The sequence below is a fragment of the Streptomyces sp. NPDC026522 genome, from assembly GCF_055567555.1.
Genome location: NZ_JBVHQF010000001.1, coordinates 564,070 through 576,093 on the forward strand (window position 1 = coordinate 564,070; position 12,024 = coordinate 576,093).

General features: G+C 75.0%; 11 protein-coding genes. 9 read left to right on the forward strand and 2 right to left on the reverse strand.

From position 1 onward, the window contains the following. The first annotated feature begins 262 nt into the window (after positions 1-262). The 9 genes from ACZ4M3_RS02555 to ACZ4M3_RS02595 all read left to right on the forward strand — a co-directional run bounded on the left by ACZ4M3_RS02555 (position 263) and on the right by ACZ4M3_RS02595 (position 9,112). Positions 263-1,510 (forward strand): hypothetical protein, encoded by a 1,248-nt coding sequence (locus ACZ4M3_RS02555; protein ID WP_467729436.1) that lies wholly within the window; start codon positions 263-265, stop codon positions 1,508-1,510. A 28-nt stretch (positions 1,511-1,538) separates the two neighbouring features. Then, positions 1,539-1,964, forward strand: coding sequence for a phage tail protein (locus ACZ4M3_RS02560; protein WP_266575334.1), 426 nt, complete (start codon positions 1,539-1,541; stop codon positions 1,962-1,964). A gap of 48 nt (positions 1,965-2,012) precedes the next feature. Further along, on the forward strand, positions 2,013-2,738 hold the full coding sequence (locus ACZ4M3_RS02565) for a CIS tube protein (protein WP_393613011.1): 726 nt from the start codon (positions 2,013-2,015) through the stop codon (positions 2,736-2,738). Further along, positions 2,735-4,552 (forward strand): VgrG-related protein, encoded by a 1,818-nt coding sequence (locus ACZ4M3_RS02570; RefSeq protein WP_467729439.1) that lies wholly within the window; start codon positions 2,735-2,737, stop codon positions 4,550-4,552. The genes ACZ4M3_RS02565 and ACZ4M3_RS02570 overlap by 4 nt, the downstream gene beginning before the upstream one ends. Before the next feature lie 46 nt (positions 4,553-4,598). After that, the gene (locus ACZ4M3_RS02575) at positions 4,599-4,916 is read left to right on the forward strand and encodes a PAAR domain-containing protein (protein ID WP_467729441.1); all 318 of its coding nucleotides are present in this window, start codon (positions 4,599-4,601) and stop codon (positions 4,914-4,916) included. Then, the gene (locus ACZ4M3_RS02580; RefSeq protein WP_190184825.1) at positions 4,916-5,338 is read left to right on the forward strand and encodes a GPW/gp25 family protein; all 423 of its coding nucleotides are present in this window, start codon (positions 4,916-4,918) and stop codon (positions 5,336-5,338) included. Before ACZ4M3_RS02575 ends, ACZ4M3_RS02580 begins: the two co-directional genes overlap by 1 nt. Then, positions 5,338-7,320, forward strand: a complete 1,983-nt coding sequence (locus ACZ4M3_RS02585; RefSeq protein ID WP_467729443.1) for a putative baseplate assembly protein — start codon at positions 5,338-5,340, stop codon at positions 7,318-7,320. The genes ACZ4M3_RS02580 and ACZ4M3_RS02585 overlap by 1 nt, the downstream gene beginning before the upstream one ends. Beyond that, on the forward strand, positions 7,317-7,889 hold the full coding sequence (locus ACZ4M3_RS02590; protein ID WP_467729445.1) for a phage tail protein: 573 nt from the start codon (positions 7,317-7,319) through the stop codon (positions 7,887-7,889). The genes ACZ4M3_RS02585 and ACZ4M3_RS02590 overlap by 4 nt, the downstream gene beginning before the upstream one ends. Positions 7,890-8,398: 509 nt before the next feature. Then, positions 8,399-9,112 carry a zinc ribbon domain-containing protein gene (locus tag ACZ4M3_RS02595; RefSeq protein WP_467729447.1) on the forward strand — a complete coding sequence of 238 codons (714 nt, stop codon included), beginning with the start codon at positions 8,399-8,401 and terminating at the stop codon, positions 9,110-9,112. Between the two features lie 23 nt (positions 9,113-9,135). Here the strand turns inward: ACZ4M3_RS02595 and ACZ4M3_RS02600 are convergent, their stop codons facing one another. Both ACZ4M3_RS02600 and ACZ4M3_RS02605 read right to left on the reverse strand, forming a co-directional pair. Continuing rightward, positions 9,136-10,104 carry an alpha/beta hydrolase gene (locus ACZ4M3_RS02600; protein ID WP_467729449.1) on the reverse strand — a complete coding sequence of 323 codons (969 nt, stop codon included), beginning with the start codon at positions 10,102-10,104 and terminating at the stop codon, positions 9,136-9,138. An 896-nt stretch (positions 10,105-11,000) separates the two neighbouring features. Further along, positions 11,001-11,996: an ArsR/SmtB family transcription factor gene (locus tag ACZ4M3_RS02605; RefSeq protein WP_467729451.1), complete on the reverse strand. Its 996-nt coding sequence runs from the start codon at positions 11,994-11,996 to the stop codon at positions 11,001-11,003. Between the last annotated feature and the right edge of the window lie 28 nt (positions 11,997-12,024).

Genomic DNA, 12,024 nt, shown 5'->3' on the forward strand with positions numbered 1-12,024 from the left:
CGGAGCCCCATCGGGCCAGCCGGCCCCGGCGGCCATTTCGGGACCCACCCGGGCACCCGGCCGTACGGGCAGGGACACGTCTGTCCAGCGGGCCGCGTCGAGTACGCCGGGAACCACCCGAAGCCCCGGCCGTACCGGTGGGGTACCGTCCGCCCCGGGCACCGCCAGGGCCCGGGGCGGACGTCCGGGAGCCGGGGCCGACCCGGAGGTTCCCGTCGTGGTCCGGGCGCGCGCCGTCGGTCGGTTGCTGACCGTCGCCCGGGTGACCGCGACGCCGCGGCGGCGCGTGGCCGTCGTACGTCCCGCCGTCCCCCCGGTGGTCACGCCGCCCGTGCGGCGTGCGGGCAGCCGGGCACCGCTCGGCGCCCCCCTGGCCGAACTGCCGCCCACCGCAGTGCCTTCGGCCCCCGGGGCAGCCGCGGTCGGCTCCGCTCCCGCCCCGGCGATGCCCGTGCTCCAGCGCCAGGCCGAGCCCGACAACGGGCCGCGGCTCCACGCGGACCGGCCCGAGGCACCTCGCGGGCCCGGCGGCCCGGGCGGCGCCAAGCCGCGCGTGCGCAGCGGGCTGGGCGCGCCACTGCCCTCGCTGCCGCCGACCGCCTCGGTGCCCGCTGCTGCGCGGCCCCTCTCCCGTGCCGACGTACAGCGCGCGCTCGCACCTGACCACGCGTCGCTGCTGGGGGAGGGGAGCGGCGTACAGCGCCGTACGGCCGAACCCGCCACCGCGCCGGTCTCCCCGGCCGCGCCCCCGCTCGTCCAGCGGGCCACCACACCGCAGGCCACCGGCACCGGCAGCGACGCCGCGCCTACGGCCCCGCACCTCGCGGGCCACCCCGTCGCCCCCGCCGGCATCGAGCGGAGCGGAACTCCGCCCCACCGCCGCACCGTCCAACTGCTGGCGGCCCGGCCCCTGGCCCTCGGCAGCACCGGTGACATGGGCAGCGCGGCCGCCCCGGCGGCGCCCCGCCCGGTGGCAAGCCGTCCCGTCGTCGCGGCACGCTGGCCCGGTTCGCCCACCGCCCCGCCGGTCCAGCGGGCAGCGGCCGGCCGGCCGGGACCGACGTCCGCGACCCCTGCGCGTACTCCGCGCCCCGCCCCCGTCGTACGTCCGGTGCCCGGGGCCCGCCCGGCGCCCGCGCCGGCCGGGGCGCCCGCCACCCGGCTGCCCGTGACCGCCCCGCAGGCGCCGCCGCTCGTGGTCCAGCCCGCCCCGGCCGGGCCGTCGGCGCAGCCCGTCCCCGTGGTGCGGCCCGGGACGGCTCCCCCCGCCGCCCGGCCGGCGGACCCGCCGGCGGTGCAGCGCGAGCCGGCCCGCAGCCGGGGCAACGGCAAACCCGCACCGACCCCGGCAGCCGGGACCGCACCACAAAGCAGCAGCAGCAACAGCGGCGGCGACCTCGATCTGGACGATCTGGCCCGCCGACTGCTCGACCCGGTCGCCCGCCTGCTCCGTACCGAACTGCGGCGCGGCCGCGAACGCGCGGGCAGGCCCTTCGACGGCCGCCGCTGAGCACCTGACCAACGAGGAACGAGAAACGATGACGGACAACATCTTCGCGACCAGCGTGTTCTTCCGGCTGGCGATCGGCGGCAACGACCTCGGCGCCTTCCACACCTGCTCCGGCATGGGCGCCGAGGTCGAGATGGAGAGCTACGCCGAAGGCGGCAACAACGGCTTCACCCATCAGCTGCCCGGCCGCGTGACCTGGTCGAACATCACCCTCACCCGGCCCGTCACCGCGGACACGGCGAAGATCGGCCGCTGGCTGGACGAGACGCTGCGGCGGGTCGAGCCCAAGGACGGGGAGATCGTCGCCCTGCGCCCCGATCTGAGCCGGATCATCAGCTGGCAGGTGTTCGGGATCGTCCCGGTGCGCTGGCAGGGCCCGTCCTTCGACCCGGCCAACTCCGAGGCGGCGGTGGAGACCCTGGAGATCGCCCACGAGGGCCTGCTCCCCTCCTGACCGCCCCGCCCCGCCCCAGCCCCCCGCTTCGGAAGGAACCCCACGGCCATGGCCTCATCGGCACGCGCCAGCCGCGCCCGGGCCCAGCTCACCCTCAAAGAGCCCCCGGCCTCGGTCGGGGCCAGGCCCGGCGGGACGATCGCGAAGCTCGACCTGCAGTTCAACCCCTCCACCCTCCAGCTGGGCAAGACCACCGAGTGGCGGCGCACCCCTTCGCGGATGGCCGGCCAGTCGGCCCTGCCCGAGTTCGTGGGCAGCGGCCCGCGCACGCTGAGCCTGGAGGTGTTCCTGGACGCCACCGCCAAACACGACAACTCGGTGGAGCAGGCGGTGGAGAAGCTGATGAAGGCCTGCGTGCCGACCCCGGCCAGTCTCGGCCGCAAGAAGCCGGCGAGCCCCTGGGTGCGCTTCGAGTGGGGCAGCGCGCGCACGACGTCGTTCGACGGGGTGCTCTCGAACCTCTCGGTCTCGTACACGCTCTTCGACGTGGACGGCAAGCCGCTGCGGGCCACCTGCTCGCTGTCCATCGAGGAGGCGAGCGTCGATCCGCCCGGCCAGAACCCCACGTCGGGCGCGCGCACCGCCCGCAGTACGCACACCGTCGTGGCGGGGGACAGCCTGGCGATGCTGGCCTGGCGCGAGTACGGCGACGCGACGGCCTGGCGGGCCATCGCGGAGGCCAACCGCATCGACGACCCGATGGCGCTCGTCCCGGGCTCCGAACTCGTGGTGCCGGGCCTGCAGGACACGCACGGCGAGGAGGAGCAGCGGTGAGCGGAGCCGAATCCGGGGGCCGGTCGTTCGCGGCGGACCCGATCGTGGAAGCGCCCGGCGAACTGGCGCCGATCTGGGCGGCGCAGCTGGTGAGCTGCGTGGTGGACGAGAACGTGGGCCTGCCGGACACGGCGGTGCTCACCTACCGCGACCCCGATCACGAGTTCCTGCGCGCCACCGGCATCACCATCGGCAGCCCGCTGCGGGTGTCGGTGATGACCGTGAAGGGGCAGGCGCGGGAGCGGCTGTTCAACGGCGAGGTCACCGCCCTGGAGATCGACCGGGACCGGACCGGCTCGTTCACCGTCGTACGCGCCTACTCCAAGGCGCACCGCCTCCAGCGCGGCCGCAAGGTCGTGGCGTACCGGAACATGACGGCAGCCGCGATCGTCCGCAAGGTCGCCGCCGGTGCCGGGCTGGCCGTCGGGAAGGTGGAGGCGGCGCCGGTGACGTACCAGCAGCTGTCGCAGGCGAACGTCTCCGACTGGGACTTCCTGCAGTACCTCGCGGCCGAGAGCGGCGCGCTGGTGCGGGTCGACGACCAGGGCCTGCTCCAGTTCACCAAGCCCACGAAGGCCGCCGGGGCACCCGCCCCGTCGACGTCGGCCGCGCGCAACCCGATGGTCCTGGAGTACGGACGCAACCTCCTCGCCCTGCGCGCCGCCCTGTCGGCCGCCGACGGCGCCTCGAAGGTGCAGGTGCGCGGCTGGGACGTGACCACGAAGCGGCCGCTGATCGCCGAGCAGCCGTCCGTGGTCAGCGACACCGTGGCGCCGGGTCTCAGCCCCCAGCTCGGCGCCCGGTTCGGGAAGTCGGCGGTGGCCGTCACCGACACCCCGTACCGTACGCAGGCCGAGACGACGGCCGTCGCGAAGGCGGCGGCCGGCCAGGTCAGTGCCGGGTTCGGCGAGCTGGAGGCGGTGGCCGAGGGGAACCCCATGCTGCGGGCGGGCAAGGCGGTGGCGCTCGGCAACGTGGGGCAGGCGTTCTCCGGCCGCTACACGGCGACGGCCGTGCAGCACGTGCTGGAGCCGCACGGCGGCTACCGCACCACCGTGTGGGTCAGCGCCAGCCCGGACCGCTCCCTGGCCGGCCTGGTGACCGGCGCCAACGCACCCGGGCGCGGCCCGCGCATGCCCGGCCTGGCGATCGGCGTGGTGACGGACGTACGCGAACCGAACGGCTCCCAACGCGGCGCGGTCCGGCTGCAGTTCCCCTGGCTGGACGACACGTACGTCACCGACTGGGTGCGCACCGTCCAGTGGGGCGGCAAGGGCGGCGGCGGAGTGGTGAGTCCCGAGGTCAACGACGAGGTGCTGGTCGGCTTCGAACAGGGGCTGCTCGACAGTCCGTACGTCATCGGCGGCCTGTACAACGGCGTGGACCAGCCCTCGCCGCACGACGTGCCGCTCATCGACAAGACCAGCGGCAAGGTCAACCGCCGCTCGGTGGTGTCGCGTTCGGGCCACCGAGTGGAGCTGCTGGACGCGCGGGCGCCGGGTCCCTCCGGGCTGCGGCTGGTGACCGGGGACGAGCGGCTCGAAGTACGCATGGACGACCGCCGGGACCGGATCGAGCTCACCGTGTACGCGGGCCGCAACCGACCGCTGACCTCCGTCCTCCTGGACAAGAACGGCATCACGCTGGACGCCCGGCGGGGCACCGTGAAGGTGTCCGGCCGGCAGGTCGACATCGACGGCACCGCCGGGGTCAGCATCGGCGGCCGGTCGGTGCAGGTGAACGGAAAGTCGGACGTCACCATCAACGGAGGCTTGCTCGGCGTCCTCAAGGCCCGCCTCATCCGCATCAACTGACCTCCCCCGCCTGCCTCCCACGACCGCTTTCCCCTAGGAGCACCCGATGCCAGCCGCAGCGCGTACCGGCGACCCCACCAACCACGGTGGCCGGGTCGGCACGCCCCCGCCCGGCGCCGCCGCGACGGTGGCGACGGTGCTGATCGGCGGCCTGCCCGCGGCCGTCGTGGGCAGCCTGCACGTCTGCCCGGTCGTGCCGCACGCGGCCCTGGGGCCGGCCAACGTACTCGTACCGAACCCGGCCGCGGCCACCGCGGGCGTGGTGCTCATCGGCGGGCTGCCCGCCGCCCGGGCCCGCGACCAGACCGCCTGCGGCGCGATGGTCCTGACCGGCGCCCCCACCGTCCTGATCGGCGGTGTGTGATGAGCGAGCGGTTCATCGGACGCGGCTGGGCCTTCCCCCTGCGGGTCGGGCCGACCGGCGGGATCGCCATGGTCGAGCGGGAACGGGAGCTGGAGGAGGCCATCCGCCTCGTGCTCGGCACCGCGCCCGGCGAGCGGCCGATGCGGCCCGAGTTCGGCTGCGGCATCCACGAGTACGTCTTCGCCCCCGGCGACGGCGACACCGCCGGGCGGGTCGCCCAGCAGGTGCGCGAGGCGCTGGAGCGGTGGGAGCCCCGGATCGCGGTGGACGAGGTCGTCGTGGCCTTCGACGCCGTCGAGGCGGGCACCCTCTACATCGATGTGCACTACACGGTGCGCACCACCAATGACCGGCGCAACCTGGTCTTCCCCTTCTACACGATCCCCTCCGAGGAGGGGGCCGAGGAAATGGTCGCGGACTGATGGCCCTGCCCTCCCCCAACCTGGACGACCGCCGGTTCCAGCAACTCGTCGACGAGGCGAAGCGGTACGTGCAGCAGCGCGCCCCGGAGTGGACCGACCACAACGTCTCCGACCCGGGCGTCACCCTGATCGAGACGTTCGCGTACCTCGTGGACCAGCTGCTGTACCGGCTGAACCGGGTGCCGGAGAAGAACTACCTGGCGTTCCTGGACCTGTTGGGCATCCAGCTGTTCCCGCCGTCCGCCGCCGTCGCCGATGTCGACTTCTGGCTGTCGGCCCCGCAGCCCGAGACGGTGACGCTGCCGGCCGGCACCGAGGTGACGACCGCGGCCGGCGAGAGCGATCCGCAGGCCGACACCGAGGCGGTGGTCTTCGCCACCACCGACGACCTGCGGATCGTGCCGAGCGAGCTGACGCGCCTGGTCACCGCGCCCCGTACCGGTGACGTGACCGACCGGACGGGGGCGCTCGCCGAGGGCCTGGACATCCCGTGCTTCCAGGCGGCGCCCGAGCCCGGTGACGCGCTGCTGTTCGGCCTGCCGACGGCGGCACCGCGCTGCGTGGTCGCGGTCCGCCTCGACAGCCGCGTCGAGGGTGTCGGCGTCGACCCGCGCCAGCCCCCGCTGGTGTGGGAGGCGTGGGACGGCGGCCGGTGGCAGCGCTGCGAGACCGGTGACGACAGCACCGGCGGCCTGAACCGGCCGGGCGAGGTCATCGTGTACGTGCCGGCCGGCCACACCGCGTCGCTGATCAGCGGGACCCGCGCGGGCTGGCTGCGCTGCCGGGTCACCGAGGCCGAACCGGGCCAGCCGTTCTACTCGGAGTCCCCGACCGTGCGCGAGGCCGAAGTGTTCACCGTCGGCGGCACCATGGCCGTGGAGCACGCCGAACGGGTGGCCGACGTACCGCTCGGCGCGTCGGAGGGGGTGGCCGGGCAGACGTTCCGGCTCGGCCGGCCACCCGTACTGCTCGACGGGGAGCCCCCGGTGGTGGAGGTGTCCTCCCCGGAGGGATGGCAGCGCTGGGCAGTGGTGGAGCACTTCGGCCGCTCGGGCCCCGAGGACCGGCACGTCCGGGTGGACGCCACGACCGGCGAGTTCCTGTTCCCGCCGGTGCTGCGCGAGGCCGACGGCACGCTGCGCCCCTGCGGCGCCGTACCGCCGAAGGGCGCCCAGGTCCGGGTGGCCCGCTACCGCACCGGAGGGGGACCGGCGGGCAACGTCTCCCGCGGCGCGATCTCGGTGCTGCGCAGCTCCGTTCCGTACGTCGCCCGGGTCGTCAACCGGGAGGCGGCGCGCGGCGGCGTCGCCGGGGAGAGCATCGACAACGCCAAGCTGCGGGCACCGGAGACGCTGCGCATGCAGGAGCGCGCGGTGACCGCCGAGGACTACGAGATCATCGCCCGCCAGGCGGCGCCCTCGGTGCGCCGCGTCCGCTGCCTGCCCGACCGGGACGGCGGGGGAGGCCCGGGTGCGGTCCGGGTCCTCGTGGTGCCGGACGCGGTGGCCGACGAGGGCGACCGGCTGCGCTTCGAGCAGCTGATCCCGTCCGACCAGGTGCTCACCACGGTCACCACGAGCCTGGACGAACGGCGCCTGATCGGCACCCGGCTGATCGTGGAGCCGCCCGTCTACCAGGGCGTCACCGTGGTGGCCCGGCTGTCGGCGCCCGAGGCGGACGCGGACCGGGTGCGGGACGCGGCGCTCGCCGCGCTGTTCCGCCACCTCAACCCGCTGCGCGGCGGACCGGACGGCACCGGCTGGCCGTTCGGGCGGCCGGTGCAGTACGGCGAGGTGTTCGGCGTGCTGCAACGCGCCATCGGGGACGTGCTGGTGGAGGAGATCCGGCTGTTCGCCGCCGACCCGATCACCGGGCGGCGCGGCGCCCCGGTCGACCGGATCGACATCGGATCGGGCGCACTGGTCTTCTCCTACCAGCACCAGGTCGTCGTGACGGCTCGCGAGCCGGAGGTGCGCGGATGAGCCGGGCCGCTGTCCCGGGGCTGCCCAGCCGGTACCCGATCGGCGAGCAACTGCCCGCGCTGTACGCCGAGGACGACTTCGCGCAGCGGTTCACGGCGGGCCTGGACACCGTCCTGGCCCCGGTGTTCGCGACCCTCGACAACCTGCCCGCGTACTTCGACCCCCGGCTGGCCCCGGCCGACTTCCTGTCCTGGCTGGCCACGTGGGTCGGCGGCACGGACGACCCCCGGTGGCCGGTCGGGCTGCGCCGCGAGGCGGTGGCCCGGGCGGTGGAACTGCACCGGTGGCGCGGTACCCGGCGCGGTCTGGTGGAGGCGCTGCGGCTGGTCCTGGGCGTCGGGGCCGAGGTCAGCGGGGACGGCGGGGCCGCGTGGTCCCGTACGGCGGGTGCGGAGCTGCCGCCCGCGCCGGCCGGGGAGGTCCTGGTACGGGTGTGGTCGCCCGCCGGGGGAGGCGCACACGAGGTGGACGCGGACCGGGTGCGCGCGCTGGTCCGCTCCCTCTGCCCGGTGCACACGGTCTGCCGGGTCGAGGTCCTGCCGGGCCCGCCCGCGGGTGAAGGAAGGTGACGGCGATGCGCGCGTGCCCCGTGTGCGGTGCTTCGAACGAACCGACGGACGACTTCTGCGGCAACTGCGGTTCCTACCTCGGCTGGTCGGAGCCCACGGCCCCGCGGGAGACGCCGTCCCCGGAACCGGGCCGGGCCACCCCGGCCACCCCGGCCACCCCGGCCACCCCGGACCCCCCGGCGCCCGACTCCGCGCCAGCCGGCTCCCCGTCGGCCGATTCCGCGCCTCCCGCGGCGCCGGCCGATGGCGCGCCGAACGCCTCCGCGCCGCCCAACAGCCCCGCGCCGCCGAGGCGCACCACCCCGCCGGCCGACCCGTCGCCCCCCGCCGACCCCGTGCCCCCCGCCGGCCCCGGGCCTGCCGGCGGCCCCGGGCCTGCCTCCGGTCCCGTGCCCCCCGCCGGTCCCGGGCCTGCCGTCGCGCCGCCCGCGGGGCGGGCGGCCGCCGATCCGGTGCCCGTGCGCCCGGCGCGGGCCGTCGCTCCGCGGCCGGTCGTCAACACGCCCCCGGTGGGCGACGACGTGTCCGGGGTGCCGTGTCCCTCCTGCGGTACGCCCAACCCGCCCGACCGGCGTTTCTGCCGCCGCTGTGCGACGCCGCTGACGCCCAGCACCGTCGCGCCGGCCCTCCCCTGGTGGCGGACGATCTGGCCGCTCCGCCGCCGCACCCGCGCGAGCTCCGGCCGACTGGTGCGGTTCCTCGTGATCCTGGCCGTCGTACTCGCGCTGTGCGCCGGCGGCTTCCTGCTGATGCCGGCCGGCCGCCGGCTGATCGAGGACACCCGGGACAAGCTCGGCAAGAGCAAGGCGGTGACCCCGACCCGTGTCGAGGCGACCGCCGAACTGCCCGGACACCCGCCGGACAGCACCACCGACGGGCTCAGCAACCGCTACTGGGGCGCGCCCGGCCCCGGCGCCTCGGTGACGTACACCTTCGCCAAGCCCTTCCGGCTGGTCGGCGTGATCGTCACCAACGGCGCCTCGCCCTCCCCGGAGGAGTACGCGCGCCAGGGCCGGGCGCTCCAGATCGAGATGGAGGTGACGGTGCGCGACGGCGGGAAGCTCCACAAGAGCCTCGCCCTCAGCGACAAACCGGGCCCGCAGACCTTTCCCACCGGCATCAGCGACGCCACGTCGATCCGGCTGACCCTCGACGCACCCGCCGGACTGGACCAGGGCCGCCATCTCGCCCTGGCGGAAGTGGAGTTCTTCCAACGTTCCTGACGCCGACCGGGGTTCGCCCGCTCCTACCGGTCGGTGTGCAGCGCGGTGCGCAGGGTGGCCGCGGCCATGGCGACGGCGGCGCCGGCGGCGGGCGTCGCGCGCAGTGCGTTGAGCATGACGAAGTCGTGGATGACGCCCTGGAAGCGGACGGCGGTGACGGGGACTGCGGCGGCGCGGAGTTTGTTGGCGTAGGCCTCGCCCTCGTCGCGCAGGACGTCGGCTTCGGCGGTGATGACCAGGGCCGGGGGCAGGCCGGTGAGCTGGTCGGTGGTGGCGCGCAGCGGGGAGGCGGTGATCCGGGCGCGGTCGGTGTCGTCGGTGGTGTACTGGTCCCAGAACCACTGCATTCCGTCGCGGCGCAGGTAGTAGCCTTCGGCGAACTGGTGGTAGGAGGCGGTGTCGAAGGCGGCGTCGGTGACGGGGTAGAAGAGGACTTGCTGGCGCAGGTCCAGGCCGCCGCGTTCCTTGGCCATGAGGGTGAGGGCGATGCTCATGTTGCCGCCGACGGAGTCGCCGGCCACGGCGATGCGGGTGGCGTCGAGGTGGTGGGCGGCGCCGTCGGTGACGACCCAGCGGGCGACGGTCCAGTTCTGTTCGATGGCGACGGGGTAGTGGTGTTCGGGCGCGAGGTCGTACTCGGGGAAGACCACGGCCGCCCCGGCGCCGGCAGCGAGTTCGCGTACGAGCCGGTCGTGGGTGCGGGCGTTGCCGAACACCCAGCCCGCGCCGTGGAGGTAGACGATGACCGGCAGCGGGCCTTCGGCGCCCGCGGGCCGGACGATGCGGGTCCGTACCTCGCCGGTGGGGCCGCCGGGGACGCTCACCCATTCCTCGTCGACGGCGGGCGCCTCGACCTCGCCCGCCTGGACCTCGTCCAGGGCCTTGCGGCCCTCGGCCGGCGGGAGCTGGAACAGGAACGGCGGCTTGGCGGTGGCCTCCGCGAAAGCGGCAGCGGCCGGCTCCAGGACCGGACGGGGACTCTGCTCAGTCATATGGCTCTCCAGGGCGTAGATCGCCGAGGACGGGCAGCCCTCAGCCGTGGGCCGTGCCCGCTGTCGGGCAGGCACCCTCGTAAAGTACGGTCACGGCGCGCTGCCCACCCTGCTGGACGCGCCCGGACTGACCTACCCGCAGTACCTGGTGCTGGCCGCCCTCCGGGAGCGGGAGGCCGCCACCGAGCAGCTGCTCCGCCTGATCACGGCGGACGTCATCCGGAGCCGCGGCTACGCTGAGGGACTGCTGGGAGGTGCCCGGCGGCGCAGGCCGGGGCGGCGGGCCCGCCCCCGAGGTGATGCGCCGTGCGGCCCTCGCCGAGGTCACCACCGACCGGCTCGCGGAACACGCGATCGCCCGGAGCCGGTCGGCGGCCGGCGGCGCCTCCTTCTTCTCGGAGAACCGGCTGCTCGACTACCACGGGCTCGCGATGGCCTCCCTGTCCGCCGGCGGCGACAACCGGCTGGTCCTGCTCGACGCGGCCCGCTCCATGGCCGCCGGCGTCGGCCACAACGCTTCGCCTCGGCGCACCTGGCCCGGGTGGGCGCCGAGGCGGCGTATTCCGTCGGTCCGCCCGGGGCCGCGGGTGCCGAAGACGTACGCCGCGCGCTGTACAGCTCGACTGCGTGGAGGAAGCCGCCGCGCACACCGGCTGGTTCCACGAGGCGGGGCTGCTCACCGTCGACGAGCCCCGGCCCCTGCCGGACCGGCTGATCGAGGTCTGCCGCGGTCTGGCCGCACGGTAGACGCGGTTGCGGGAGACACTCGGTGTACCCGTTGCGCTGACGCGGGGCCCGCTCGCCGGTGCCGACTACATCGGCGACCTCTCCGGCCCGGGGACGCGGGCGCCTTCTTGGCGGTCGACTCCGGAAGTCCTTCGGGGCTTGACCAAGTCTCAGGCGGAGGCGGCTTGGAGAAGGGTTTCGGCTGCGGCGGTGCGGGCGTAGAGGACGGAGCGGCCGGCGCGATGTGCGCTGACCAGGCCCGCGTTGCGTAGCGCGGTCAGACATTGGGATACCGCGGCGGGCGAGAGCCCAGTGCGGTGGGCCAGCTGTGTGGTGGAGGCCGGGGTTTCCAAGTCGGTCAGCAGCAGGGCTCGGGAGCGGCCGAGTACGGTGGAGAGGGCCCCGGCCCGGGTGACGGGCCGCGCAGTCCACAGGGAGCCGATGCCGCGGGCCGGATAGACGAGTTGTGGTGGGTCCGGCAGCGTCGTTCGGGTGCGCAGTCCCGGTCCGGTGAAGGCCGAGGGGATCAGCAGCAGTCCCGAGCCTGCTGTCGTGCGGGGCAGCGGCTGCTTCCGGCGGGGCAGCCGGAGCGCGTTGTCGTCCCAGCTCACCGACGGGTGCAGGTCGTTGAGGAGGCGGCCCGCGCCGTGCTCGGCGACCATGCGGGCCCGGTAGGAGACGTCTGCGTCCAGTACGGCTCGGATCCGTGCCCAGTAGGGGGCGAGTACCAGCTCCCAGTACGCCTCGATCTCTTCCGCCACCTTGGCCAGGCGGGTCTGCGGGTCGGCGTGCAGGCTCCTCAGCCGGGGGCCCAGCTCTCCCTGGTGGCGGCCCAGGTGGTCGAGGTCCTGGCGTACCCGGTCGGCGGGCGAGGCCCGGATCGCGTCCCGCTCCGCCGCCGGTGCGGGGGCCGGTCCGGCGGGGGCGGGGTTGAGGAAGTCGGGGACGTAGCCGGTGGGCGGGATCAGCTCGCGGAGCCAGCCTCGGTCCAGCCCGGCGGCCACCAGGCGTGGCCGTACTTGGTCGACCCAGGGCCGGTGGACGGGATGCGCGGTGGTTGACGTCAGCAGACGGAAGCTGGGCGCGACCTCCCACATCGGTGAGACGGCGAACCGCACCCGCGCCAGATCGCTCGCCGAGAACGCCAGCTCTGCCAGGACGGCCACCCCTCAATGGATCCAGGCATATGTGAAT